This is a genomic window from Streptomyces sp. CA-278952, assembly GCF_028747205.1.
In the GTDB taxonomy this organism is placed as follows: Bacteria; Actinomycetota; Actinomycetes; order Streptomycetales; family Streptomycetaceae; genus Streptomyces.
This window is the reverse complement of the sequence record NZ_CP112880.1, coordinates 3,613,078-3,639,191: the sequence shown is the minus strand read 5'-3', so window position 1 is coordinate 3,639,191 and position 26,114 is coordinate 3,613,078. Positions and strand designations below refer to the sequence as shown.

Below are 26,114 nucleotides of genomic sequence, written 5' to 3'. Positions count from 1 at the left end.
CAGAAGACTGTCAGAACGACAGCAGGCTGTCAATGTAGGACTCGCATCGAATCCACCGCATCCACCGCATCCACCGCATTCACCGATCCGGACCCGACACCCTGCCGACCCATCCGCCCCAGGCCGTACAAGGTGGCCATGGAGGCCGCCCCCACCAGCGCCTACGCTCGCCGCATGACCCCTCATGCCCCTCATGCCCCGTCCGCCGACCCCGCGGCCGGTGCGGCCGTGAAGGCCGCGGACCGCGCGCACGTGTTCCACTCCTGGTCCGCCCAGGGCCTCATCGACCCGCTCGCCGTCGCCGGCGCCGAGGGCTCCTACTTCTGGGACTACGACGGCAACCGCTACCTGGACTTCACCAGCGGGCTCGTCTACACCAACATCGGCTACCAGCACCCCACCGTGATCGCCGCGATCCAGGAGCAGGCGGGCAAGCTCGCCACCTTCGCGCCCGCGTTCGCGATCGAGGCGCGCTCCGAGGCCGCACGCCTCATCGCCGAGCGCACCCCGGGCGACCTGGACAAGATCTTCTTCACCAACGGCGGGGCCGAGGCCGTCGAGAACGCCATCCGCATGGCCCGGCTGCACACCGGCCGCACGAAGGTGCTCTCCGCCTACCGCTCGTACCACGGGGCCACCTCCACCGCGATCAACCTCACCGGGGACCCGCGCCGCTGGCCCTCCGACAACGGCTCGGCGGGCGTCGTCCGCTTCTGGACCCCGTTCCTCTACCGCTCGCCCTTCTACGCCGCCACCGAGGCCGAGGAGTGCGCCCGCGCCCTCCAGCACCTGGAGGACACCCTCGCCTTCGAGGGCCCGGCCACCATCGCCGCGATCATCCTGGAGACCATCCCGGGCACGGCGGGCATCATGACCCCGCCGCCGGGCTATCTGGCGGGCGTCCGCGAGATCTGCGACCGGTACGGGATCGTCTTCGTGCTCGACGAGGTGATGGCCGGATTCGGCCGCACCGGCGCCTGGTTCGCCGCCGACCACTTCGACGTCGTGCCGGACCTGCTGACCTTCGCCAAGGGCGTCAACTCCGGTTACGTACCGCTGGGCGGCGTCGCCATCAACGCCGAGATCGCAGCGACCTTCGAGACCCGCCCCTACCCCGGCGGCCTCACCTACTCCGGACACCCGCTGGCCTGCGCCGCCGCCGTCGCCACCATCGGCGTGATGGAGGACGAGAAGGTCGTCGAGCACGCGGCCCGGATCGGCGAGAAGGTCCTCGGCCCCGGCCTGCGCGAACTCGCCGAACGCCACCCCTCGGTGGGCGAGGTGCGCGGCCTCGGCGCGTTCTGGGCGCTGGACCTGGTCCGCGACCGGGAGACCCGCGAGCCGCTCGTCCCGTACAACGCCTCGGGGGAGGCCAACGCCCCGATGGCGGCTTTCGGCGCGGCGGCGAAGAAGCAGGGGCTGTGGCCGTTCATCAACATGAACCGGACCCATGCCGTCCCGGCCTGCAACGTCTCCGAGGCCGAGGCCAAGGAAGGGCTGGCGGCCCTGGACGTCGCTCTCACCGTCGCCGACTCGTACACGGTGCAGGGCGCGTAACGATCTCCCCGGCCCGCACGCCGAGTAACCGGACGACTCGATTCCGTACGGGATCAACCCGGTGCGCATCCCCGCCGTGCCCGGAATCGGGCACGGCGGCGGCCCTGGCTTAAGGTGACCCGAACCAGAAATGACCCCCGCCGGAAACGGCCGACGCCGGAAACGGCCGACGCCGGAAACGGCCGACGCCGGAAACGGCCGACGCCGGAAACGGCCGACGCCGGAAACGGTCGGCGTACGGGGATCGGGTACGGGCAGGGACAGACGGACGGATGGGGGCCGGTATGAGTCCGAGCGGAGGTGTGACGCGCAACACCCTGCGCCAGCAGATCGCCGACGCGCTGCGTGACGAGGTGCTGGCAGGGCGTCTTCCGCCGGGCCGGGAGTTCACCGTCAAGCAGATAGCCGAGCAGTACGGGGTCTCCGCGACGCCCGTCCGTGAGGCGCTGTTCGACCTCTCCGCACAGGGGCTCCTCGCCTCCGACCAGCACCGCGGCTTCCAGGTGCGCGAGTTCACCGTCGCCGACTTCCGTGCGATGGCCGAGGCCCGCGCCCTCGTCGTCGAGGGCCTCTTCCGCAACCCCGCCGAGCGGGTCGCGGTCCGGCCCGAGGGCCTCGCCTCGATCCGGCGCCGGGCGGCGGAGGCGGTCCGCGCGGCGAAGGGCGGCGACCTCGACGTGCTGATCGGGTACGACCTGCGGTTCTGGCGGGAGCTGGGGCAGTTCGTCCTCAACCCGTACGTCACCGACTTCCTCACCCGGCTCCGCGTCCAGGCCTGGGTGTTCGCCGTCCACCGGCTGCGCCGCGACGGCATGGACGAGGACGTGCTCTGGTTCGGTCACGAGGACCTGGTCGAGGCCATCGCCCGGGGCGACCACGAGCAGGTCCACGCCGCCATGCACTCCTACTACGCGCACGCGCTCGCCTGGGCGGACCGGCTGGAGGCGCGGGCAGCCGGAGGAGACGCTCCAGGACCGCCGGTCCCGCCGGTCCCGCCGGTCCCTCCGGAGCCCGGGCAGCCTGGGGAGTTCGGGGCGTCCGGGCACTCCCCGGAGGCACCTAGGGCCCCGGGACACTGTGCGTGAGGTTCGCCCCGCATTACGCTGTCCCGACGAGCGCCCGAACCCTTCCGAGAGCGAGACTTCGTGGCCTGTGACCTGTGGCTGGTCCCCCTCGTCGATGTGCTGTGCCACAGCGCCGACAATCCGTTCGCCGAAGAGATCGCCGTCTACGACAAGGCGCTGAACGACGCCGGGCTGCCGCCCGTCCCCGTCTACGCCTACATGCCGGGCCTCAACGGGGAAGTCGCCCCCGTGGCCGGCTTCGACTACGACGCCCTGCACTTCCTGCGCCGCGCCTACCTGCTCCAGTTGAGCGGCCTGGCCGTCACGCCCGTCGCGGGTCTCGACGGCGACTACGAGCAGCTCCTCGAAATGTTCGAGCAGGCCGCGCAGCAGTCGCATCTGGTGTGGCACTACGACCACGCCGGGGCGTACGTTCCGGTGGACTTCCCGGCCCCCCTGGCCGACGACGCGCTCCTGGCGGGCGGCGGACCGCTGGGCTCCGCGCACGGGTTGCTGCGCGAGCTGGAGTTCGTCGCCCCGTCCATCGGCATCGACCCGTCCAACCCGCCGGCCGCCCCGCAACCGCCCTCCGGCCCCACGGCCCTGGAGGAACCGGCGGACCCGATCCCCTACGACGACAGCCCGTTCGCCCGGGAACGCCACGTCTGGCTCGGCCTGCACGCGGCGGCGACCCGCAGCCTGGCCCAGGGCTCAATGATCATCTTCAGCTAGGACGACACCCAGCCCGGCCGCTTCCGGCCGCGAACCGGGAAGATCAAGCCCGTCCGGCGATTGAGGACCGGGGGCCCGGGGGCAGCGCCCCCGAAGCCGCACCCCGGCCCCCGGCCCCGGTCTCCTCACCGCGGCGGCGACTCCGGCGGCCGCTGCCGCGGCATGTTCGGCCGCGCCGCCACCGACGGCATCGAGAACCGCCCCGGCGCCGCCGACTCACCGCGCCCCCCGGCGCTCCCCGTCGCCAGGGCCTGCATGCCCATCGGCGCGGGCCCCGCCCGGAACTCCACCATCCAGTCCGCCGTCTCCGACCGCACCAGCTCGGTGACGTCCTCGGAGAACCTCCGCAGCACCCCCAGGCACCGCTCGGCCGCCTCGCTGGCCGTGCCCTCGGTCGGCCCGAGCATCTCCCGTACGCACTCCGAGGCCCAGTCGAACTGGAGCACCTGGAGCCGCCGCTGCACGGCCTGCGCCGTGGCGAGGTCCCTTATCCACCCGGAGGTGAGACCGAAGTACCGGTCGGAGGCCATACAGGCGGCCCCCAGCAGCAGGGACAGATAGCCCCAGCCCGCCGAGCCGCTCAGGGCGCCGGTCAGGTCGAGCAGCGGCAGGGCGGCCCCGGCGACCACCCCGGCGGCGGTGCCCATCCGCAGGGCCCTGGCGGCCCGGCGCTTCCGGACCCGGTCGTGGAGATACCAGTCGGCGGTGTTCAGCGCCCCGGTCTCGACCCAGCGGTAGAGCTCGTCGAGCCGCTCGGCCGGCTCACCCCAGTCGCCGAGGGGGAACGGGCGCCCGGTCAGATCACCCCCGCCGGGGTGTCCCCTGCCCGGGCCGGAAGCGGAATGCTCAACTCCGTTTTCACCGGATCCCGCATCGGACTCCTTGCGGGGCGGCCCCTCGGGCTGCATCTCCGGCTGACTCACCGGGGCACTCCTCTGCACTCTGACGGACGGGACGGACGCGTAGGGCTTCCCGGAACCGGACCCGACCGGCCCGGAGAGGGCGGGGCGGGCCGCGCGACCGACGACCCCCGCGGGGTAACTCTGCGTCACCGCACATGCACGCTCGTGTGTCGATGTGCATGCCCTTCCTACCGCCGAATGGTGGGCCGCGGGGTCGAAATCGCGGGATTCCCGCCTGCGTACGGCCGCTGGTCAGGTATAGGAGCAATCACGCCGCTTCCTGAATCTCACTCGAAAGAGTTGGTCCCTGGCGGGTGGAGCGCGGTGACCGGGGAGCACGTAGGCTCGGCTTACCGAAACATTTGTCGTCGAAATGCCAGGAGTGACCGTGATTCCCGGTGGTGGTCAGCCCAATATGCAGCAGTTGCTCCAGCAGGCCCAAAAGATGCAGCAGGATCTCGCAGCGGCCCAGGAGGAACTGGCCAGGACCGAGGTCGACGGACAGGCGGGCGGCGGTCTCGTGAAGGCCACCGTGACCGGCTCCGGCGAGCTCCGCGCCCTGGTGATCGACCCGAAGGCGGTGGACCCCGAGGACACCGAGACGCTCGCCGACCTCGTCGTCGCGGCCGTCCAGGCGGCCAACGAGAACGCGCAGGCGCTCCAGCAGGAGAAGCTCGGCCCGCTGGCCCAAGGCCTGGGCGGCGGGGGCGGCATCCCCGGCCTGCCGTTCTGACCGGACCGGGCCGACCGGGCCGACCGGCCTGACCGTTCTGACCGGACCGGATGGAGCCAGGCCCACGAGGCCTACTGGTACCGACCCGTACCCACTACGGTACGGAGCAGGAAGCAAAGAAAGGCGTTCCGTTGTACGAAGGCGTTGTTCAGGACCTCATCGACGAACTGGGCAGGCTGCCCGGCGTCGGTCCCAAGAGCGCGCAGCGGATCGCCTTCCACATCCTCCAGGCCGAGCCCACGGACGTACGACGGCTCGCGCACTCCCTCCTGGAGGTCAAGGACAAGGTCCGGTTCTGCGAGGTGTGCGGCAACGTCGCGCAGCAGGAGCAGTGCGGGATCTGCCGGGACGCGCGCCGCGACCGGAGTGTCATCTGTGTGGTCGAGGAGCCCAAGGACGTCGTGGCGATCGAGCGGACGCGTGAGTTCCGGGGCCGCTACCACGTCCTGGGCGGGGCGATCAGCCCCATCGAGGGCGTCGGCCCGGACGACCTGCGCATCCGCGAGCTGCTGGCGCGGCTCGCGGACGGCTCCATCACGGAGCTGATCCTCGCGACCGACCCCAATCTGGAGGGCGAGGCCACCGCGACGTACCTGGCGCGGATGGTCAAGCCGATGGGCCTCAGAGTGACCCGGCTGGCCAGCGGCCTGCCGGTCGGCGGCGACCTGGAGTACGCCGACGAGGTCACCCTGGGCCGCGCCTTCGAGGGGAGGCGGCTGCTGGATGTCTGACACCACCGCCGTACGCCCCCGTCACGTGCCGCAGCCCGCTCTGCCGCCCGCTCCGTTTTCGTCGTCCGCTTCGTCGTCCGCTTCACCGTCTGTGACCGCGCCCACGGGAGGTCCCCTCGATGTCTGACGCCACGCTGAACTCCGTCACGCAGGACCCGGGCGACTTCGCCGTCCAGATCGCGGACCAGATCAAGACGTTCATCGTCGCGGTCACCGAGGTGTCCAAGGTCGACGAGCCGGAAGAGGCCGTCCCGGTCCTGCTCCTCCAGGTCTCGCAGCTCCTGCTCGCGGGCGGCCGCCTCGGCGCGTACGAGGACGTCCTGCCCGACGAGAGGTACGAACCGGACCTCGGCCCCGAACCGGACGCGGACGGCCTGCGCGAGCGGTTCGCGGCGCTGCTGGAGCCGATCGACGTCTACTCCGAGGTCTTCGACCCGTACGAGCCCCGCAAGGCCCCGGTCCCGCACCGGATCTCCGACGACCTGGCCGACCTGGTCACCGACCTCGGCCACGGCCTCGCGCACTACGAAGCCGAGCGCACCGCCGAGGCGCTGTGGTGGTGGCAGTTCTCGTACTTCTCCAACTGGGGCTCCACCGCCTCCGCCACCCTCCGCGCCCTCCAGTCCCTGGTCGCCCACATCCGCCTCGGCCAGCCCCTGGAGGAGCTGGACGGCCTGGACACCGACCAGGACCCGGGCGAGGAGGACCTCGCCGAGGAGGCGGGCCGCGTGATGCTGGAGGAGATCGCGGGACCGCTGGGCCTGCGCCCGGTGAAGTAGCCGGAACGTGCAGGACCCGGGTTCTCGTTCACTCGTTTGAGCAGAGGATATAAGGAAAAGCTTCTATCCAGTTGCAGCGTACGCTGAGGTACGAAGCATGAACTGGGAGATCAACCTTCACTTATCGGTGGAGCTGTGGCTGCTCAGGCTGGCGGAGGAGGATCCCGTGACGGCTGACCTTGTCGAAGCGGCGGTCGACATGCTGGCTGACAGCGGGCCAACGTTGGGCCGACCGCTTGTGGACCGGCTCCAAGGGTGCCGTATCCATAACCTCAAGGAGCTGAGGCCGGCCAGCTCCGGCAGGAGCGAGGTCCGCATCCTGTTCGTCTTCGATCCGGGGCGGCGGGCCATCCTCTTGGTAGCCGGCGACAAGGCGGGCCGGTGGAGCGACTGGTATCGCGAGTCGATCCCGGTGGCCGAACGCCGATACGACGAATATCGGGCCGCGTCCAGTGCGCCCGGGATCCTGGAGGCGTCCGATGGGTGAGCACAGCAGTTGGACCGAGGTGAAACAGCGGATGCGCGGGACCGCCCCGGAGGCGACCGACGCCGAACGGGAAGGTCGCAGGCAAGCGGCGCGTACTGTCACCGAGGCGTACGTGCTGGGGCACCATCTGCGGGTGATCCGCGAGGAGCAGGGCCTGACCCAGGCACAGGTGGCCAAGTCCGTCGGCATTTCGCAGGCGCGGGTTTCCCAGATCGAACGGGGCGAGATCCACAACCTGGAGAGCATGCGTACCTACGCGGCAGCGCTTGGTGCCAGGATCAAGGTGTCCATCGAGTACGGGGATCGAACGGTCGGGGCGGCCTGACGGGCGGTTTTCGCGGAACGCCCCACCCTTCAGATCCGGCCGGTTGGGCGGGGCCTCCGCCACTTGACCTCAACCGCGCTTGAGGGCCGAGGCTCCTGGTGAACGGCCGACGCAACGGCCGCGCCCCGCAAGGAGATTCCTCATGAGCGCCACACCCACCGCCTCCACACCCACCGCCGCCACACCCACCGTCATCGGAGTGCCCGCCCCGCAGGAGGACGTGGACGCCATCGTCGCGTTCGTCGCCGGCGTGCAGCACGCCCAGCAGAACGCGCTGCCGGAAGCCTTCCTGGACGGCTTCCGCGAGGACGCCATCTGGACCACGGGCCACGGCAAGCGGCTGACCGGCCTGCCGGAGATCAGCGCCTTCACTCGCAAGGTGCTGCCCCCGCAGGCGGACTCCCCGGTGACCGCCACGTACACGGTCGACCTGATCCTCTTCATCCGCCCCGACATCGCCGCCGTCAAGATCCGCCAGCGCCCGGCCACCCGGGACGGGGTGTTCCTGGACGAGATCTTCCACGGCCAGGAGGACCCCTCCGAGCTGATGGCCGCCCACCCGGAGTCGGTCCCCGGCACCCCGACCTACTTCCTGGCGAAGGACGACGGGGTCTGGCGTATCGCGGCCGCGCAGAACACCCAGGTCTTGGACGTGGAGACGCTGACGACGGGCTGAGCCGGTCAGGGTGCGATCCCGCAACCACGCGATCCCGCAACCACGCGATCCCGCAGGTCCGCCCGAGGCTCAAGCCCCGAGCCCCGAGTCCCGGGCTTCGAGCTTTCTCTGTAGGAATGGGTGGTTGGGTTCAACCCACCCACCCTCCCTTCCTGATCCCTGACCAGGTTCCGAACCGCCCTGCGGGCTGCGCGAATTCGATCGGAAGTGACGGTTGGTGACCAGGTTGCGTCGGAGCGTATGCACGCTCTAGGTTCGCGATGAGCAACCCACTATCCGTAAAACGGACAACCCCGGTGGTGCTCGCAACACCGACCGGGGTCTGACCGTAAGAGATCGCACCCGTTAGAAAGACGATCCCCATGGCTACTGCCAACCTTAGTGCCGCCCTGCGCGCGCCCGCCCACCCCATGGCGAAAGCCGGGTACGGAAAGCGTCAGGCCCCCGACCAGGCCCCGCCCCGCGCCGACGACTTCGCCGGTCTGGAGCCGCGCGAGGCGGCCATCGCCTCGTACATCGACGGGCTCCCCGAAGGCGCGGCGATCGGCTACAAGGTGCTCGCCGAGGAGTTGCCGGACTACGGGCAACAGGCGTGTCGCAGCTCGCTCGACTGGCTGACCCGGACCGGACACCTGCGGCGCGTCAGGGTCCACGTCACCCTGCCCGACGGCCAGATGCGCTGGGTGACGCGTACGTACTTCTCCCGGACCGCGCGCGACGCCGACTGGTGGGCCGCCCATGTGCGGTTCGTCCGGGGCCTGGACGCGCCCGGCCAGCCCCCGGCGCCCGCTGCCGTCGGCCGCCCCCCGGCACCCGCTGCCGCGGAAACGGCCGAGGAGCCCCGGCCCGGCGTCCGGGCCCCGCGCTCGGAGGCGTACGACGTCCTCGCCGGGCTCGGCCGCCGCGAGCCCCGGCTCCAGCTCTCCGAGGGCGACTGCGTGCAGCTGGAACACCTGGTCGGGGAGTGGCTGGCGCGCGGCGTGGGCCGCGAACAGATCACCCAGGCCCTGACCTCGGGCCTGCCGGCGTCCGTGCACTCCGCCGGACCCCTCCTCCGTAAACGACTGGAGACCAAGATGCCGCCCAGCCCCGCCCCCCGGCCGGAGAAGGACCACCCGCGCGAGGAGATCGTGGGCAAGGTGATGATGTGCCTCTTCTGCGACGAGGACGAGACGACGACCACGCTGGACCACGGCGTCTGCCGCGACTGCCGCGCCGACATCGCCCGCGACGAGGCGGCCGGCCTGACCGGCGACGTACCGGACACCTTCCTGGCCCGCCCGCGCGCCGAGGTGGACGTCGCCGCCCGCATGGCCGAACTCCGCTCGGCCACCGTCCGCCCGGTCCTCCCGGCCCCGAGGCCGCGCAGGTGAGCGTGCGGGAGGTCCCGGTCGGGGCACCATGGAGGCAAGGAGGCGACGCCATGACCCCCAGGACCACCGCTCAGCCCCAGATGAGTGTCGAGGAGTTCGAGGAACTCGCCCGCCGAGCTCCCGAACTGGTGCGGCTGGAGTTCATCCACGGAAAGGTCCAGGTAAAGCCCGTGCCGAACGGGAATCACGCGGAGATCGTCAAGTGGCTGCAGAAGCTCTGTATGCAGCACCGGCCGGACCTGTGGCTCTATCCCGAGCAGGGCCTCGCCGTCGAGACGTACCGCAAGGGCCGGGCCCGCCCCGACGGCGTCCTCGCGCCCGACGAGCACTTCGCCGGGGCGGGGGAGTGGGCGGCTCCCACCGGCGTACTGATGACCGTGGAGGTCACCTCCCGCGACGCCGACACCAACCGGCGCGACCGGGTCGAGAAGCCCGACGGTTACGCGGCGGCCGGCATTCCGGTCTACCTGCTCGTCGACCGCGAGGCGTGTTCGGTCACCGTCTTCACCGAGCCGGAGAAGGGTACGTACCGCTCCGCCACCACCCGGCCCTTCGGCGCGGTCGTCGAGCTGCCCGGGCCGGTCGGCTTCACGCTCGACACCGAGAAGCTCAAGGAGTACGCGGACTGAAGGCCTACGTCGACTGAAGGCGTACGCCGACTGACCCTCCCGGCTCGCCGGACGCCGCCCGATCGTGTGGGCTGGGATGGCCCCGATCGTGTGGGCTGGGACACAAACGGGAGTGCTCCCGGGCTGGGCGGGCAACAGCCACGTACGAGCGGTTCGGGCGACACGCCGTACCGAGTGGTGAGCGGGACATCTCACCATCCGATATGAGCGGGTCTATTCCGGGCCGCTCGTTAGACTGAGCCGACCGCAGTAATGACTGAGCGAGGAGCGCACGTGGGCCTTGTCGTGCAGAAGTACGGAGGCTCCTCCGTAGCCGATGCCGAGGGCATCAAGCGGGTCGCCAAGCGAGTCGTCGACGCCAAGAAGAACGGCAACCAGGTGGTTGTCGTGGTGTCCGCGATGGGCGACACGACGGACGAGTTGATAGACCTCGCCGAGCAGGTGTCTCCGATGCCTACCGGCCGCGAGTTCGACATGCTGCTGACCGCCGGCGAGCGGATCTCCATGGCCCTGCTGGCGATGGCGATCAAAAACCTGGGCCACGAGGCCCAGTCGTTCACGGGCAGCCAGGCCGGTGTCATCACCGACTCGGTCCACAACAAGGCGCGCATCATCGACGTCACGCCGGGCCGCATCCGGACCTCGATCGACGAGGGCAACATCGCCATCGTCGCCGGGTTCCAGGGCGTGAGCCAGGAGGGCAAGAACATCACGACCCTCGGCCGCGGCGGGTCGGACACGACCGCCGTCGCGCTGGCCGCCGCGCTGGACGCCGAGGTCTGCGAGATCTACACCGACGTCGACGGCGTCTTCACCGCGGACCCCCGGGTCGTGAAGAAGGCGAAGAAGATCGACTGGATCTCCTTCGAGGACATGCTGGAGCTGGCCGCGTCCGGCTCCAAGGTGCTGCTGCACCGCTGCGTCGAGTACGCACGCCGTTACAACATCCCGATCCACGTCCGCTCGTCCTTCTCCGGACTGCGCGGCACCTGGGTCAGCAACGAGCCGCAAGGGGACCAGCAGGTGGAGCACGCGATCATCTCCGGAGTCGCCCATGACGTCTCGGAGGCCAAGGTCACCGTCGTCGGCGTCCCGGACAAGCCCGGCGAGGCGGCCGCGATCTTCCGCGCCATCGCCAACGCCGAGGTCAACATCGACATGGTGGTGCAGAACGTCTCCGCCGCGTCGACCGGCCTGACGGACATCTCCTTCACCCTGCCCAAGGCCGAGGGCCGCAAGGCCATCGACGCCCTGGAGCGGACCAGGAACTCCATCGGCTTCGACTCGCTCCGCTACGACGACCAGATCGCCAAGATCTCCCTGGTCGGCGCCGGTATGAAGACCAACCCGGGCGTCACGGCCGGATTCTTCGAGGCGCTGGCCGACGCGGGCGTGAACATCGAGCTGATCTCGACATCCGAGATCCGCATCTCGGTGGTCACCCGGGCCGACGACGTCAACGAGGCCGTGCGCGCCGTGCACACCGCCTTCGGTCTCGACAGCGACTCCGACGAGGCCGTCGTCTACGGGGGCACCGGCCGATGACCGGACACCGCCCTTCGCTCGCGGTCGTCGGCGCGACCGGGGCGATCGGCGGTGTCATGCTCCGGATCCTCTCGCAGCACGCGGACGTCTGGGGCGAGGTCAGACTCGTCGCCTCACCGCGCTCGGCCGGGCGCAAGCTGGCCGTGCGCGGTGAGGAGATCGAGGTCCTCGCGCTCGCCGAGGACGTGTTCGAGGGCATCGACGTGGCCCTCTTCCTGGTGCCGGACGAGGTGGCCGCCCGTTGGGCACCGATCGCCGCCGCCAAGGGCGTCGTCGTCATCGACGACTCGGCCGCCTTCCGGCTCGACGACGACGTGCCGCTGGTCGTCCCGGAGATCAACCCCCATGCCGCCCGGCTCCGGCCGCGCTCCATCGTCGCGTCCCCGAACTGCACCACGCTGTCGCTGATCGTCGCGATCGGCGCCCTGCACGCCGAGTTCGGACTGCGCGAGCTGATCGTCTCCTCCTACCAGGCCGTCAGCGGCGCGGGCCGGGACGGCGTCGCCGCCCTCCGCGAGCAGCTGGCCCTGGTGGCCGGCACGGAGCTGGGCACCCAGCCCGGGGACGTGCGCCGGGCCCTGGGGGACAGCGCGGAGGCGGCGGGGAGCCCGTTCGCCGCTCCCGTCGCCCTGAACGTCGTGCCCTGGGCGGGTACGGACGCCGGCGACGGCTGGTCCTCCGAGGAGATCGCCATCCGCGAGGAGTGCCGCAAGGTGCTGGGCCTGCCGGATCTTAAGGCCACCGCGACCTGTGTGTACGTCCCCGTGATCGCCACGCACTCGATGTCCGTCCACGCCCGCTTCGAGAACGAGGTCGCCGTGGGCAAGGCGCACGAGATCCTGGCGACCGCCCCCGGTGTGGTCCTCTTCGACAGCCCGGCGTCCGGAGACTTCCCCACTCCGTCCGATGTGGTGGGCACCGACCCCACCTGGGTGGGCCGCGTCCGGCGTTCGATGGACGACCCGCATGCCCTGGAAATGTTCCTTTGCGGTGACAATCTCCGAAAAGGTGCTGCTTTGAACGTGGCGCAGATCGCCGAATCGGTCGCCGCCGAATTTCCCCGGGCCTGATCGAACCTGTTTTGTAGGATCTGTGAACGCCCTATGAGCAATTTGCTGGTCTGAACCTCTTGAGCTGGGGCGTTGTCGTATCCGACGATGATCTCCCGGCCATCTGCAACCGCTTCCTGGTCGGGCTGCGTCTACGCGGTCACTTCTTGCGTGGCCAGACGCTAAGACGGGGCATTTGGGGAAGAGCAGGTACGTATGAGGGCATGTCGCACAGCGTCGAACGTGACGCCGTACGCGTACAACCCTGACGGGGGGCAGCGTGTCCAACAGGCGTGGCAGCAGAGGTTCTCGACATCACAGTGGTGGGCCCGTTGCGAGGCGCGTCGGCGCGTCCGCTCCGGCGGCCCCGTACGCCCGGCGGCATGCCGGTGATCGCGCCCATGCCCGCCGCGCGCCCGGCACAGTTGCCCTCGCAGCGCGGGAATGCTGAAGAGACGGTGGCAGCGGGAACCACGGTCGACCATCTCACCGAGACCTATCGAGCCCACTACCGCTCCCTGCTCGGCCTCGCGGCCCTGCTGCTGGACGACACCGCGTCCTGCGAGGACGTGGTGCAGGAGGCGTTCATCCGCGTGCACTCCGCGCGGAACCGGGTCCGCGAACCGGAGAAGACCCTCGCCTATCTCCGGCAGACGGTCGTCAACCTCTCGCGCTCCGCACTGCGTCGCCGCATCCTCGGGCTGAAGCTGCTCTCCAAGCCGATGCCGGACATGGCGAGTGCGGAGGAGGGCGCCTACGACCAGCTGGAGCGGGACGCGCTGATCAAGGCCATGAAGGGGCTGCAGCGACGCCAGCGCGAGGTGCTGGTGCTGCGCTACTTCGCGGACATGACGGAGGCCCAGGTCGCCGAGACGCTGGGTGTCTCGCTGGGCTCGGTCAAGGCGTACGGTTCCCGGGGTATCGCGGCGCTGCGCGTCGTGATGGAGGCCCAGGCATGAGCGGGCCCGAGCAGCGCGACGAGCACAGGCACGAGAATGACCCGACGGGAAACGGAATTGTGAACCACGGGCCGGAGAAGACTCCGCACACCGATCCGGACCGCCCGCACGACGGGAACACGGGGCTTGAGCAGGGCGAGACCCCGGAACCGACGCCACCCGCGCGGGTGGACAACGAGGCCGCCGAGGACCCCGACGAGCAGGACCCGGGGACGGCGGAGGCCGCGGCGGACGCGAGTACGGGGCGCTCCGCGGGCGCCGACACCGCCGCCGGCGGTACGAGCAAGAGCCTCGCCTCCGGTACGAACGAGATCCCCGCCGGCGGTACGAACGAGATCCCCGCCTCCGGCAAGACCTCCGGCAAGACCTCCGGCAAGACCTCAGGCGAGGCCTCAGGCAAGGTCTCAGGCGAGGCCTCAGGCAAGGTCTCAGGCAAGGTCTCAGGCGAGGCCTCAGGCAAGGTCTCCGGGGCGCCGGACGATGACGACCTCGTCGGCACGCTGACCGACCTCTTCGGCCGTGACCGGGGCGCCCCCGCCTCCGACGAGCTGGACGAGGTGGCCCTGCGCCGCATGCTGCACGGTGCGGTGCGGGAGCTGGCCCCCTCCGAGGGGACCCTCGACCACCTCCACCGAGCGGTCCCCGCCCGCCGGGCCAGGCGACGGCAGGCCGTCGTCGGGGCGGCCGCGGCGGTCCTGCTGATCGGCACCGCCGTCCCCGCCTTCGTCCACGTCGCGACCTCGGACGGCCCGTCCGACGCCCGCCCCGCCATCGCCGGACACGGCGAGCAGGCCCAGGGCGGCAACGGGGACGAGACCGGCCCCGAGGCGCCCGGCCTGCGGACCGTCGGGCCCACCGAGCGGGAGAGCGAGGGCAGCGCGGGCGAGGTCGACCCGGACCCCAGCCCCACCCAGGGCGAGGGCAGTGACCCCGACGGCGCGGCGACGGGTGAGGCGACCGACTCCCCGAGCGCGGATTTCGCCTCCCTGCCGGTCTGCGACCCGAGTCAGCTCGGCGTCGCGTCCGCGGGCACCGACGCACCGGGAGCCGACGGCACGGTCTACGGAAGCTTCAAGATCGCCAACGTGTCCGGCACCGACTGCACGGTCAGCAGCAACGGCACGGTGGGCTTCACCGCCATGGGCGCGGCCGACCCGCTCAAGATCGGCGTGGTCCAGCACGCCGCGGGCGACGCGGCCCCCGGGCTGCCCGACCCCTCGCAGGAGCCGGGCACGGTGCTGTTGAAGCCGGCCATGGCGTACGAGGTGCGGTTCGCCTGGGTGCCGACCGACACCTGTCCGACCGTGGGTCCGTCACCGAGCCCGTCCCCGTCGGCGGACGGGGCCGGGGGATCGGTCGGCGAGGGAGACACCGACCAGCCCTCGGGCGTCGACACGCAGGCGCTGAACGAGGACGGCGGGGGCGCGGCGGAGGGCAGCGTCGCCGTGACGCACACCCCGGAGACGGGAGCCCCCACCGCGGAGACGAAGATCCCCAACGCCTGCTCGGGCACCATCTACCGTACGGGCGTGCTCGCCACGTCGTAGTCCGGCGACGACGGTCCCTGCACGACGGTCCCGGCACGACGGGTCCTACCGTCGCAGCCCCGGCGACGACGGGCCTCACCGTCGTAGTCCGGCGACCGCCGGGTTCCTACGGGGCCGCCGGGGCTTTCCGAGCCGCCTCAGGGGCCCCGGGCGCCCCAGGGGCTGCCGGGTCCTCCTGCGCCTCCTGCGCCTCCTGCGCCTCCTGCGCCTCCGGTGCCTCCTGCGAGGACGGGACCGCCGCCGGGTCCTCCGGTACGAGGCCGAGCGCGATGTCGCGCACGGCCTCGGCCTCGCGGCGCACCAGCCGGAACCACATGAAGAGCACGAAGCCGGCGAAGACGAACCACTCGCCCGTGTACCCCAGGTTCTGGAAGGCCTTCAGATCGAGGCCGCTGCCCTCGGGGGCCGCCGCGGGCACCGGCTTCATCGCACCGCCCGTACCGCCCGCCTCGGCCTCGGGAAGCGTCACCCAGGCGTCGTACACGTCGTACGGCACGAGGTTCACCAGGGTCGCGGCGCTGATCACGCCGACCTGGCCCCCGGGCAGCCCGCCCCGGGCGTCCACGCCCTTGCTGCGGGAGTTCTCGGAGGCCTGGAGGTCGCCGGTCACCGTGACCTCGCCCTCCGGCGCGGCGGGGACCCGGGCGCCGCTCGCGGAACCGGGCAGCCAGCCCCGTACCACCGGCAGGGCCTTGCCGCTGTCCGTACGCAGCATGTTCAGGACGTAGAAGCCCCGACGGTCGTCCAGCTCGCGGCCGGGCACCAGGAACTGGTCGGCGTACGTGCCGGTGGCGACGGCCGGGCGGCCGGACGTCACTTTGTCGACGGGCAGCAGCTCGTCCAGGGGTTTCGCGGCCCGGGTGCTGGGATCGGGCTGCTTCTCCGCCTGTTCGTGCGACTGCACGCGGTCCTCGAAGCGGCCGAGCTGCCACATGCCCATGAACACGCAGAACGGGATGGCCAGCGCGACGAAGAGGTTGATCCCCCACCATCGCGGGGTCAGCAGGAACCGGTACACCCCTCAAAGGTACGGTTCCCCGCCCCGGGCTCCCGGAGCGGGGTCCGTGATTTATTCGGCCTTTACGCCCGCCTCGGGGGCCGGGGAGGCTTGGACCGGGCCTCCGCCCAGGTGCTTCAGGGCGAACTCCAACTCCAGCCGCACCTGCTTGATCCGCTCCTCCACCACCAGCGAGCCGTGCCCGGCGTCGTACCGGTACACCTCGTGGACCGCGCCGCGCGCCGCCAGCCGGTCCACGTAGTTCTCCACCTGACGGATGGGGCAGCGCGGATCGTTGACGCCCGCCGAGATGTAGAGGGGGGCGCGCACCGCGTCCACGTACGTCAGCGGGGACGAGGCCTCGAAGCGCTCGGGGACCTCCTCCGGCGTGCCGCCCAGCAGCGTGCGGTCCATCGCCTTCAGGGCCTCCATCTCGTCGTGGTACGCCGTGACGTAGTCCGCGACCGGCACCGCGGCCAGGCCCAGCGTCCAGGAGTCCGGCTGGGTGCCGAGCCCCAGCAGGGTCAGATAGCCGCCCCAGGAGCCGCCCGCCAGGACCAGGCGCTCCGGGTCCGCGAGCCCGGAGGACACCGCCCACTCCCGTACGGCCGCGATGTCCTCCAGCTCGATCAGGCCCACCCGGTGCTTCAGCGCGTCCGTCCAGGCGCGGCCGTAGCCGGTGGAGCCCCGGTAGTTGACGCGCACGACCGCGAAGCCGTGGTCCACCCAGGCGGCGGGGCCGGAGGCGAAGGCGTCGCTGTCGTGCCAGGTCGGCCCGCCGTGGATCTCGAAGATCGTGGGGAAGGGGCCCTCACCGGTGGCGGGCTTCTGCACGAGGGCGTGGATCCGGCCGCCCGGCCCCTCCACCCAGGCGTCCTCGACGGGCACCGACGGCGGGGCCTTCGCGCCCGGCGGGTCCAGGACCACCGCACCGCTCGTCGACCGCACCACGGGCGGCCGCTCGGCCGAGGACCACAGGTACTCCACCGTGCCGTCCGGGCGGGCCGTGGCGCCCGACACGGTGCCTGCGGGGGTCTCCACGCGCACGGGAGCCGGGGCCCCGGGCTCGTACCGCCACAGCTCGCTGCGGGCCTCGAAGCCGTGCTCGACGAGCAGCGCGGAGCCGTCCGGATACCACTCGGCCCCCACGTCGCCCGGCAGGTCGACCGGCAGCGCGGTCTCCGTGCCCGCGACCGGGTCCCAGATCATCGGCTCCCAGCGGCCGCGGCGCTGATGTCCGACGAGGAGCCGGGTGTCACCGGCGACCGGGGCGAAGCCCAGGACGGCGAGGCCCAGTTCCTTCGTGCCGCCCTCGGTGTCGTCGAGCTCGGCCACCGTGGAGCCGTCGGGGCGCACCACGCGCAGCGCCGAGTGCATCGCGTCGCCGTGCTCGGTGTGCTCCAGCGCGATCAGGGTCCCGTCGTGGGAGAGGTCCCCGACCCCCGCGGACTCCCGGTGCCGGTAGATCTCGACGGGCTCGGCGCCCGGCGTCCGCACCAGATGGATCGTCGTGCCGTCCTCGTCGGTCGAGCGGCCGATCACCGCCGAACCGTCCCGCCCGATGGCCAGCCCCGCCGGGTAGGAGGGCGCGAGGCCAGGGGCGGCCGGCTCGTCCTCCCCGCCGTCGAACGGCTGGCGCATCCACACACCGAACTCGTCGCCGTCGGTGTCGCTGAACCACCAGACGGCTTCGCCGTCCGGCGTCAGCACGCCGTCCGTCGTGCCGTTCGGCCGGTCCGTGACCTGGCGCTGCCGCCCGCTCGCCCGGTCCCACGCGTACAGCTCGTAGGTCCCGGTGGCGTTGGAGACGAACAGCGCGCGGTCGGGGGCGTCCTCGGCCCAGTCGGGCAGGGAGACGCGAGGCGCACGGAACCGCATCTCCCAGTCGGGCACAGCTGCTGCATCAGTGGTCATACCTCCATCCAACCCGATCCGGGGGCGGGGTCCGTAGCGGGACCGAATTCCCCGTAAGGCCGCAAGCCCGAACGAAAGGGAAAGAGAGGAAAAGGGAGGAAAAAGGAAGGGAAGGGGAGGGAGGGGAAGAGCCCCCTTCCGGGGTGGGGGAACACCGAATATCCACTCGCACCACTCCCACCCCCTGGGTAGCTTTCCGGACATGTACTCCCCGACTCCGGACGACTGGCACGCCACCAACCGCGCGCGCTGGGACGAGCGCGTGCCGATCCACGCGGCGAGCGACTACTACGAGCTGGACGCGTTCCTGGCGGGCAAGGACGTGCTGCGCGCCTTCGAGCTGGCCGAGGTCGGTGACGTCACCGGGAAGACGCTGCTGCACCTCCAGTGCCATTTCGGCCTGGACACCCTCTCCTGGGCGCGGCGCGGTGCGGCGCAGGTCGTGGGCCTCGACTTCTCCGAGCCCGCCGTCGAGACCGCCCGGGGCCTGGCGAGATCACTGGAACTGGGCCCGGAGCGGGCGCTGTTCGTCGCGGCCGACGTGTACGACGCACCGGTCGCCGTCCCCGATTCCGCGTACGACATCGTCTACACGGGCATCGGCGCGCTGGGCTGGCTGCCCGACCTCGACCGCTGGGCCGAGACCGCCGCTTCGCTGGTCGCGCCCGGCGGGTTCCTCTACCTCGCGGAGTTCCATCCGCTGACCGACTCGATGGACGAGACCGGTTCGGTCGTCACCGACGACTACTTCAGCCGCGACGCCTGGGTGGACGAGACGCCGGGCACGTACGCCGACGTCGACGCGCCGACCGTGCACAACCGCAGCGTCGAGTGGCAGCACCCGGTGGGCCGGGTGGTGACGGCGCTCGCCGCGGTCGGCCTGCGGATCGAGTTCCTCCATGAGCACGATTCCACGCTCGTCCAGCGGTTCGGCACCCTGGAGCGCCACGCGGACGGCCACTACCGCTTCCCGGCGGACCGGCCGAGGATCCCGCTGATGTACTCGGTCAAGGCGTCGCGGCCCGCGGAGCAGCAGGGGTGACCGGGGGCCGGGGCCACCCCTCGGGGCTTCTCCGGCCGATTGTCAGTGGTGGGGTACACACTCGTTTCCATGACCGACACGACAGGTGGAACGGCGGGCGGAGCCAGGCCCGTCAAGGCTCACAGCACCACGCCCGGTACGGCTCCGGGTCCGACTCCCGGCACGGCTCCGGGTACGGCTTCCGGGACGACGGCGGCCGCGCTGCGCGGGGTGGTCGAGGCCTACTGGACGGCGGCCGAGGCGCGCGACTGGACCGCGTTCGGGGCGGCCCTCGCCGAGGACGTGGTGTACGAACTGCCGCAGAGCCGCGAGCGGATCCACGGCAAGGACCGGTATCTCCGGTTCAACGAGGAGTATCCGGGCGACTGGCACGCACGGGTCGAGCGGATCGTCGTCGACGCGGAGGGCCGGCAGGCTGCCGCCCGGACCGAGTTCACGGTGGCGGGGGATCAGCCGGGCGGGCCGCCAGAGCAGATGGACGCGATCCACTTCTTCACCTTCGACGCGAAGGGTCTGATCGCCGGGGTGACGGACTTCTGGCCCGAGTCGTACGAGCCCCCGGCCGGCCGCGAGCACCTGGTCGAGCGGTACTGAGACGGCGGCCCACCGATCGCCCGATGAACCGCCGTTCCGTACGAGGCGTTACCCGCGAAGCCGTGCCGCGGAGCCGCGGCCCGGAGTCACACCGCCGAAGTGCCCCCCACTGCCCCACCGAGCTGCGCCCCGCCGAACTCCGATCTACACCGCCGAGCGGAAGGCGGGCAGGTAACCACCCGACTGCCCCACGGCCTTGGGGTGGTACGAGTTGTGGATCGGGACCGTGACGCTGTGGAGCCAGGCGTCCCCGGAGCACAGCTCGTGCCCGGTGAATTCGTCCACGACGCTGGAGTAGGTGAACCCGGCGTCGGCGGACCGCTTGGCGAGGACGTCGTTCAGCACGTCCGACGCGTTGTTGATCGCGGTCCGCTCGGCCTCGGAGAGCCCGGCGATGCAGCTGCCGGCCAGCTGGTAGAAGCGCGGGTAGCCGAGAACCACGACCTGGGCCTGCGGGGCGCGGGCCCGGATGCCGTCGTAGAGCGCATCGAGGCTGCCGGGCAGGGAGCTGTTCATCTGCGAGACGGCGTTGTTCACGCTGTTGATGCAGGTGGCCTCGCCGGCCAGCACGCAGTCCTGCATGACGTCGGCGAACCCGACGTCGTTGCCTCCGGCGGTAACGCTGACCAGGGACGTGGAGGCGCTGAGCACGCCGAGCTGGGTGCTGGCCACGGACGAGGTGGTCGCTCCCGAGCAGGCGACGAAGTCGAACGAGGCGGGAGAGTTCGCCGCCTGCCACAGATACGGGTAGGCGTTGGTGCTGCGCCGGCATTCGCCGCTGTCGGGCAGATAGCTTCCGGCGCCGACACCGGAGGAGTAGGAGTCGCCGAGCGCGACATAGCCGCCCGCGGCGGCCGAGCCGGTCGCGGAGGCCGGTCCCGCGACGCCGAGTGCGGCCACGGCGGCGAGTGCGAGAGTGACGACGGATGCGCGAATTTTACGTACTGACATGGCTGCTGCCAGCCCTTCGAAGTGTGGGGGGATGAGGGGATGGGAGGACGAGCTGCGGGGGACAGGTGGGGGGTTGGGGGAGCGATGCAGTTTCTAGCAGCTCGCGGTACCCGCCGGTAATGCCCGCGCGAGAAGTCGTCTCATATGCCCGAATGATCGTTCGGCGGCCCAGGCTCCGCGCGTAGATAAACCCTCAACGCCGTGTCGAAATAGGCAAGTTCGGGGAAGTCCTGCGCATCCAGGAAGGGTCGGACGGGCGGCGACACGCGGTGCGGAAGGGCCCTGTCCGGGCGTCACCGCACCGGCGATTTCACCCGGACGGGTGGGGGCGGGGCGGCCGATGAGCGTCCCCCGCAGGACCGCCGACTCGTGTCATGCCGTCAGAGCGCGGCGGCGGGTCAACATACGGGTGATCGCGCCTACTGAATCGGCAGCGCGGGCGGGACCGGCTCAGGCCTGGCCGGGCCGGCCATACTACGTCCCCCTTACGGGGCGCCCCGCAGATCGTCCACCAGCAGATCAAGTGCCGCCTCCTCATGGAGCGCCACCCCGAGCGCTGCCATGGCAGGGGCGAGCCCCGCGTCCCACACGGCGCTGACGGGCTGACCGGCCAGTGGCAGCTGGGGGATTTTCTCGGCCTGGTTGCGTGTGGCCAGGTGCTCGTAGTCGTCGGCGCTCATGCGCCACGGCTGGGCTCCGTAACGGCGGATGATCCGGTTCGCCAGCGCGAGGCCCGGCCAGTCGAAGTCGCCGTGGTAGGCGAAGCGGCTGCCGGTGGATGCGAGGGTGTCGAGAAGGGCGAGGACCACCGTCGCGGCGCTGCCGGAGGTGCAGACCAGGGGGTGCGAACCGCCTGCCTCCGCTGCGGCCTCCACCACGCGCGGGTTCTCACAGATGTGGACGGTGGTTCCGGCGGGCAGGTGAAGCCGTACGTCGAGCAGGTCCCGGGACGTCAGGTGAGTCTCCGCACGGTGATCGGCCCGCTCCCGCAGTGACCTCGCGCGCCAGTCCTCGCCGACGGGCCGGAGGCCGTACGTCAGCACGGTGCTGGATACCTCGTCCGGTGTGACCGAGACCAGCCGCCACAGTGCCCGTCGGCCGGCCGCGTCGCCGGGAAGGTCCGTGCCGTGGGCCAGGGCGATACCGCGCTGGACGAGGCGGGCGAGCCAGGAACCGTCGTCCAGCCCGTGCGCCGAGCCCGTTACCGACGCGGCCAGCTCGCCGCGGCCGCATGCGTCGGTACGGTGCGGGTCGAGCAGCACGCCCAGTACCTGGACCGCTTGCTGAAACGTCCGTACGGCTGCTTCCGGTGTCACGCCTTTCGGGATGCCGGTGCGGCGCAGCGCATCCGACCACCGCCCCACCCACTCCAGCCCGGCCAGCGGCGATGCGTCGAGGGACGAGGCGAGCGAGGCCCGGACGCGTTGCCGCTCTGCCGCGTTCTCCTCACGGGCCGCACGTCGGTCGACGAGCGGAGGGCCCAGTTCCTCCAGGACCTGCCTGAGCCCGAGTCCGGCGGCCGAGGTCCGCAGGCGTTCGTCGAGCGCGTCGAGTCTCACGGTCACCGCCGCACCCGTGAGGGGCTTGCCCAGCAGGAGCGACAGGTCGCTCCTTTCCCGAGAGCTCACCGCCGTCAGCCGGAGGGAGCCGGTGGACTGCACCCCGTTGCTCTCCAGGCGTTGCCGCGCGCCGCTCCAGAGCCGCGCGAGAGCGGGACCTGCCAGCCAGTCACGGGTGGCGGGCGGAAGGGCGCTCATGCCGACGCCAACCGCCGGTGGCGACCGTTCCACGTGTAGTGCAACGTGGCCACTCCGCGTACATGAGGGTCGCGCAGGCACTCATAGATGTGCAGGGAGGGCACCTCGGCCCAATTGCCCATCAGGCGCTCGCTCGTGAGCACGAAGTCAAGGTCCAGATCGACCAGAATGCGGCCCAGGCGCCCGTGCGTTGGTTCGTCGACCTTGGCGAAGGCGTCGTCCAGGAGGATCAGCCGGGGCGCGTGCGGGGCCGAGTCGGCGAGGCTGGTGAAGTGGGCGGAAGCGGCGGCGAAGAGCACGAGGTACGAGAGCACGCGCTGCTCTCCCTGGCTCAGGCCGGTGCGGCCGGTCAGCTTCCTTCTGCGACCGGGGGCGGCGTCCTCGACCACGAAGGTGTGGAAGGTGAACCAGGAGCGGTAGTCCAGCGCGGTGCGGAGGTGGGCGGTGTAGCCGGCCGACGGGTCGGCGCGGCGGGCGTCCTCGATGCGGCGTTGGGTTACGTCGCGGAGCTGCTCGGTCTGCTCGCGCGTCCGGAGGCTCGACGGGCTGCGCAGCAGTTCGACGGCCACCCGTACGTCGGCGTCGGCGTCCTCGTTGAGTTTCCAGACGAGTTCCACGCCGAGGCCGTGCGAGGTCCGCACGGTCTTCAGGGTGTCGTTGAGGGCCGCGACCAGATGGGTCGCCGTGATGACCTGCGCGGAGAGGTGGTCGCCGAGCTCGCCGGTCAGGAAGCGCTGGAACACGTCGCTCTCGCGCTCGGTGAGCCGTCCTCGGGCCGCCGCGGCCTCTGCGGCGATCCGCTCGCCCACGACCGCGACGTCGTGCGAACCGTGGTCGTCGAGCAGGCGGCACACCTTGACGCCGTCGTGTTCGTCGAGCTGTGCGTCGTAGCCGCCCGCCAGTTGATCGCGCAGCGCCGTGTGGCGTTTGAGGAGAAGGCTGTCGGACACCTCTTCCCGGTGACGCATACGGGAGAGCAGGTCCAGCACGGCTTCACGCAGGGCATCGGGGTCTTCGAGGTAACCGCGCTGCCAGCCGCTGCGCTGCCCGTACCCGGCGACCAGCTCGGCCAGAAGCTCATCCACCGCACCGTCCGGAACGGCGACCCCGACGACGAGAACCCCGCCGGTCGCGGGATGCCCGGGTTCAGCCGGGCCGAGCCGCTCCACCAGTCGTTCCACCAGCAGCAACGAGGCCTGGGCGACGGTCCCCGTCCCGGGCAGATGGAGATCGGTCAGCTCCCCCTCAGGGTCGACCAGGGCCACTCCTTCGGCGCGGATCTCCGTCTCCAGGCTCAGGAGTTCGAGAAATGCATGAGCCTCCCGGCGCTGGCGGGTGCGGAGCCAGTCGCGTTCGGTGTCGGTCAGTTCGTCGAGGTGGACGACAGGGGTCTCGACAAGCATCCGGCGCACGTACGTGCGCGGCCCTCCGAACCCCGGGTCCGCCGCCCGCCGGACCAGGTCGGCGCCGTCCCGCGACTGGGCGAGCGGTCCGGCCACGACGACGCGGGCGAGCTCCCGGTCGACCGTGATCAGCGCCTCCCCGTCGGCTTCCTGGGCGATGACGCCCACGTGGCCGTGGGTCTCGATCAGGACACCCCACTGGACGAGCTGCCGCAGAGCCGCGACCAGCGTCCGCTTACCGCTCGCACGTCCGGTCTCCTCCAGTTCGACGTCCGCATCGGCCGCCGCGGCCCGGATGTCGGCGACGAGCTGCGACAGGAGCAACTGCTCCGGCGCGGTGACCAGCACCGACAGCGCCAGCGCCAGGCAGGCGTAGGTGTGCGGGGTGAAGGGTGTGCCGGTGGACCGTACGAGCCGGTGCCCCGACCGGGCTCCGAGCCCGGCCTTGAACAGCCGGGCGTAGGAGCTGTCGACCAGGAGGCGGTAGCCGAGCACTTGCTGGAACCGGCCGACCAGCCAATCGGCGTGCCTGCGGACCAGCGGAAAGAGGTCGGCGTGCGGGCCGTCCGATGTGACCAGCGGGTGGGCGAGCAACAGCCTTGCCGCGGTGCGGCGTTCGGTGGCCAGAGACACGTCGTGGGCGGAGGGAAGCGTCATGACACGCTCACCTCCTCCATACCGCCGGCGGGCGCACTGTGCGACCGAGGGGGAGGAGGCTCGTTGCCGGTCGGCTCCGCTCCGTCCTCCGAGACGGCCGCCCTGTGGACCACCAGCTCCAGGTCGTCCAGCAGCAGGTCCCCGTCGGCCGAACGGAGGAGTGTGCGCGCTCCCGCCGTACGGTGCACGGTGAGCCGGATGCCCAGATCGGCGTCCTCGCTCCACGCGGCGTCCAGCGCGAAACCCCGCTCGTCCCCCTCGGTGCGCCACCTGAGCTGCGCGTTGCCGAGCGCCGTTGCCAGCAGTTCCAGGAGCAGGCCGAGCGCCGCCGAAGTGAGCCGTACGCCGTCGAAACGGGCGGACGCGCTGCACAGTTCGTCCGCCGCGGCGCTTCTGTCAGCGGCCCGGCGGCGCGCCGCCTGACGCAGCCGTTCCTTCTGCGCGGAATGGTCCTCCACCGACGCCGTCCGGCCTCGCTGGGCGCGGCTGCCCCTCTCGCGCAGCGCCACCGGTACCTCGACCACAGGCCCCGTCCACCAGCTGGTGTAGGCGGGCACCACCTCGTCCGTGGCGGGCGGTATGCCCAGGTGACGGGCGCCGTACAGCCCGAAGGCGGCGACGGCGATGTCGTGCGCGTCCTGCGGCGCGGCCTCGTCGAACCACCGGGCCAGCCGCAGCAGGTCCCGGCGCCGAGACATCTCTCCGGTGGCCGAGCGCAGCATCCGCTTGGCGTTGGCCAGCAGCGACTGAAGGGCCCGCAGCGTGGCGTCGCGCAGCTGGTCGACCTGGCTGCCCTGCCCGTCGGTGTTCCTGAACCAGCCCCGCAGCCCCTCCCAGTCCGCGAGCTCGCGACCCCGGCTGCGCTGTACGCGGGTCTCCGTACGGCTCGCGCTCTGCGCCGGCAGCCCGGCGAGCCCCTGCGCGTGAGCGTCCAGCTGCTCCAGCAGGCCAGGGAGGTGGGGCCAGAGCGCGTCCAGGGCTGCCGAGATGCGGGGGGCGCGGAAGGACACGTCCTCGGTGATCGCCTCGACGTAGTCCAGGAGGAGTTCCTTGAAGCCCTGGTACTCGCCGCTGTCCAGGTCGTACCGGGCGAGCACTTGGCCGAGATAGGCGTAGAAGTCCCGGACGGAGTCCGCGAACCCGGCGAACTGCACGAACAGAGTGCTGATCCGCTCCAGCCCGTCCTGCGGGACGATGTCGCCCGGCTCGGCGACCAGCTCGGCCAGCTCCAGCAGCCCCCGCTCGACCAGGGCCAGCAGTTCGTTGCTCACCTCACGGGCGGCGTCGGCCTCGGCCAGGACCCCGTCGGCGTCCCGCTGGACGCGCTCGCCCAGCCGCGAAAGCTGGTAGCGGGCCCGCGAACGCTGGTACTCCGTGATGCTGGATGCCTTTACGGTGTGGCTGCCGCGCAGCAGGTTCCCCCACGTCACCAGCTGCTCCAGCCGCGCCGTGAGGGGGTCGGCGTCGAGCCCGGCGGCGGGCCCGCCGCCCTCCCTCAGCTTCGCCATCACGTCCGGGACGGCCAGGTCGGCCAGGAGCGTGCCGCAGAAGACCCGCATGACCGCGAGGTACTCCAGCCGTTCGGGCGCGCTGAGGTACGCGTACGCGTCGAGGCGACGGCGCGTCTCGTCGGCGTCGGGTGCCGAGGGCGCGCCGCGGGGTTCCGGCGGTGTGCCGGGCGCGGGTTCCTCCATGTCCGCGAGGTTACGTG

24 protein-coding genes are annotated in these 26,114 nt (G+C 71.4%); 17 read left to right on the top strand and 7 right to left on the bottom strand.

Translation table 11 applies throughout. The annotated features are described in order from the left end of the window. The first annotated feature begins 174 nt into the window (after window positions 1-174). The 3 genes from N7925_RS16200 (at window position 175) to N7925_RS16190 (ending at window position 3,353) form a co-directional block, all read left to right on the top strand. Window positions 175-1,557, top strand: coding sequence for an aspartate aminotransferase family protein (locus tag N7925_RS16200; protein ID WP_274344254.1), 1,383 nt, complete (start codon window positions 175-177; stop codon window positions 1,555-1,557). A gap of 284 nt (window positions 1,558-1,841) precedes the next feature. Next, a complete protein-coding gene (locus tag N7925_RS16195; RefSeq protein ID WP_274344253.1) occupies window positions 1,842-2,642 on the top strand; it encodes a GntR family transcriptional regulator in 801 nt (266 codons plus the stop codon). A gap of 60 nt (window positions 2,643-2,702) precedes the next feature. Further along, on the top strand, window positions 2,703-3,353 hold the full coding sequence (locus N7925_RS16190; protein ID WP_274344252.1) for a hypothetical protein: 651 nt from the start codon (window positions 2,703-2,705) through the stop codon (window positions 3,351-3,353). A gap of 125 nt (window positions 3,354-3,478) precedes the next feature. Here N7925_RS16190 and N7925_RS16185 read toward each other — a convergent pair whose 3' ends face one another. Next, the gene (locus N7925_RS16185) at window positions 3,479-4,276 is read right to left on the bottom strand and encodes an SLATT domain-containing protein (protein ID WP_265600310.1); all 798 of its coding nucleotides are present in this window, start codon (window positions 4,274-4,276) and stop codon (window positions 3,479-3,481) included. 367 nt (window positions 4,277-4,643) lie between these two features. Here N7925_RS16185 and N7925_RS16180 point away from each other — a divergent pair, with 367 nt between their 5' ends. The 12 genes from N7925_RS16180 to N7925_RS16125 all read left to right on the top strand — a co-directional run bounded on the left by N7925_RS16180 (window position 4,644) and on the right by N7925_RS16125 (window position 15,088). Further along, window positions 4,644-4,988 carry a YbaB/EbfC family nucleoid-associated protein gene (locus tag N7925_RS16180; RefSeq protein WP_003967515.1) on the top strand — a complete coding sequence of 115 codons (345 nt, stop codon included), beginning with the start codon at window positions 4,644-4,646 and terminating at the stop codon, window positions 4,986-4,988. A 131-nt stretch (window positions 4,989-5,119) separates the two neighbouring features. Continuing rightward, the gene (gene recR / locus N7925_RS16175; protein ID WP_018961762.1) at window positions 5,120-5,719 is read left to right on the top strand and encodes a recombination mediator RecR; all 600 of its coding nucleotides are present in this window, start codon (window positions 5,120-5,122) and stop codon (window positions 5,717-5,719) included. Window positions 5,720-5,838: 119 nt separating this feature from the next. Then, entirely contained in the window at window positions 5,839-6,498 is a 660-nt protein-coding gene (locus N7925_RS16170; protein ID WP_265600309.1) for a DUF5063 domain-containing protein, read from the top strand. Window positions 6,499-6,595: 97 nt separating this feature from the next. Then, the gene (locus N7925_RS16165) at window positions 6,596-6,985 is read left to right on the top strand and encodes a type II toxin-antitoxin system RelE/ParE family toxin (protein ID WP_274344251.1); all 390 of its coding nucleotides are present in this window, start codon (window positions 6,596-6,598) and stop codon (window positions 6,983-6,985) included. Beyond that, window positions 6,978-7,310: a helix-turn-helix transcriptional regulator gene (locus tag N7925_RS16160; RefSeq protein ID WP_265600307.1), complete on the top strand. Its 333-nt coding sequence runs from the start codon at window positions 6,978-6,980 to the stop codon at window positions 7,308-7,310. The genes N7925_RS16165 and N7925_RS16160 overlap by 8 nt, the downstream gene beginning before the upstream one ends. Window positions 7,311-7,452: 142 nt before the next feature. Beyond that, window positions 7,453-7,986, top strand: coding sequence for an SgcJ/EcaC family oxidoreductase (locus N7925_RS16155; protein WP_274344250.1), 534 nt, complete (start codon window positions 7,453-7,455; stop codon window positions 7,984-7,986). Between the two features lie 362 nt (window positions 7,987-8,348). After that, the gene (locus N7925_RS16150; RefSeq protein WP_274344249.1) at window positions 8,349-9,359 is read left to right on the top strand and encodes a hypothetical protein; all 1,011 of its coding nucleotides are present in this window, start codon (window positions 8,349-8,351) and stop codon (window positions 9,357-9,359) included. 50 nt (window positions 9,360-9,409) lie between these two features. Beyond that, window positions 9,410-9,988, top strand: coding sequence for a Uma2 family endonuclease (locus N7925_RS16145; protein ID WP_274344248.1), 579 nt, complete (start codon window positions 9,410-9,412; stop codon window positions 9,986-9,988). A gap of 273 nt (window positions 9,989-10,261) precedes the next feature. After that, on the top strand, window positions 10,262-11,533 hold the full coding sequence (locus tag N7925_RS16140; RefSeq protein WP_265600303.1) for an aspartate kinase: 1,272 nt from the start codon (window positions 10,262-10,264) through the stop codon (window positions 11,531-11,533). Beyond that, a complete protein-coding gene (locus tag N7925_RS16135) occupies window positions 11,530-12,603 on the top strand; it encodes an aspartate-semialdehyde dehydrogenase (RefSeq protein WP_274344247.1) in 1,074 nt (357 codons plus the stop codon). Before N7925_RS16140 ends, N7925_RS16135 begins: the two co-directional genes overlap by 4 nt. A 362-nt stretch (window positions 12,604-12,965) precedes the next feature. Continuing rightward, window positions 12,966-13,541, top strand: coding sequence for a SigE family RNA polymerase sigma factor (locus N7925_RS16130; protein WP_265603898.1), 576 nt, complete (start codon window positions 12,966-12,968; stop codon window positions 13,539-13,541). Next, a complete protein-coding gene (locus tag N7925_RS16125; protein WP_274344246.1) occupies window positions 13,538-15,088 on the top strand; it encodes a hypothetical protein in 1,551 nt (516 codons plus the stop codon). Before N7925_RS16130 ends, N7925_RS16125 begins: the two co-directional genes overlap by 4 nt. 106 nt (window positions 15,089-15,194) lie before the next feature. On the opposite strand, the gene N7925_RS16120 is transcribed toward N7925_RS16125, so the two are convergent. Together N7925_RS16120 and N7925_RS16115 are read right to left on the bottom strand one after the other, a co-directional pair. Beyond that, window positions 15,195-16,106, bottom strand: a complete 912-nt coding sequence (locus N7925_RS16120) for an SURF1 family protein (RefSeq protein WP_274344245.1) — start codon at window positions 16,104-16,106, stop codon at window positions 15,195-15,197. A 51-nt stretch (window positions 16,107-16,157) separates the two neighbouring features. Next, entirely contained in the window at window positions 16,158-17,999 is a 1,842-nt protein-coding gene (locus N7925_RS16115; protein ID WP_274344244.1) for a S9 family peptidase, read from the bottom strand. A gap of 202 nt (window positions 18,000-18,201) precedes the next feature. On the opposite strand from N7925_RS16115, the gene N7925_RS16110 reads away from it, so the two are divergent. Both N7925_RS16110 and N7925_RS16105 read left to right on the top strand, forming a co-directional pair. After that, complete coding sequence (locus tag N7925_RS16110; protein ID WP_274344243.1) at window positions 18,202-19,041, top strand: class I SAM-dependent methyltransferase; 840 nt, start codon at window positions 18,202-18,204, stop codon at window positions 19,039-19,041. A gap of 210 nt (window positions 19,042-19,251) precedes the next feature. Further along, window positions 19,252-19,635, top strand: a complete 384-nt coding sequence (locus tag N7925_RS16105; protein WP_331618202.1) for a nuclear transport factor 2 family protein — start codon at window positions 19,252-19,254, stop codon at window positions 19,633-19,635. Window positions 19,636-19,779: 144 nt separating this feature from the next. On the opposite strand, the gene N7925_RS16100 is transcribed toward N7925_RS16105, so the two are convergent. From N7925_RS16100 to N7925_RS16085, 4 genes are all read right to left on the bottom strand, one after another. Further along, window positions 19,780-20,586: an SGNH/GDSL hydrolase family protein gene (locus N7925_RS16100; RefSeq protein WP_274344242.1), complete on the bottom strand. Its 807-nt coding sequence runs from the start codon at window positions 20,584-20,586 to the stop codon at window positions 19,780-19,782. 485 nt (window positions 20,587-21,071) lie between these two features. Next, window positions 21,072-22,343: a TIGR02679 family protein gene (locus tag N7925_RS16095; RefSeq protein WP_274344241.1), complete on the bottom strand. Its 1,272-nt coding sequence runs from the start codon at window positions 22,341-22,343 to the stop codon at window positions 21,072-21,074. Beyond that, window positions 22,340-24,403, bottom strand: coding sequence for a TIGR02678 family protein (locus N7925_RS16090; protein ID WP_274344240.1), 2,064 nt, complete (start codon window positions 24,401-24,403; stop codon window positions 22,340-22,342). The genes N7925_RS16095 and N7925_RS16090 overlap by 4 nt, the downstream gene beginning before the upstream one ends. After that, window positions 24,400-26,097, bottom strand: a complete 1,698-nt coding sequence (locus N7925_RS16085) for a TIGR02677 family protein (RefSeq protein ID WP_274344239.1) — start codon at window positions 26,095-26,097, stop codon at window positions 24,400-24,402. Before N7925_RS16085 ends, N7925_RS16090 begins: the two co-directional genes overlap by 4 nt. Window positions 26,098-26,114: the final 17 nt, after the last annotated feature.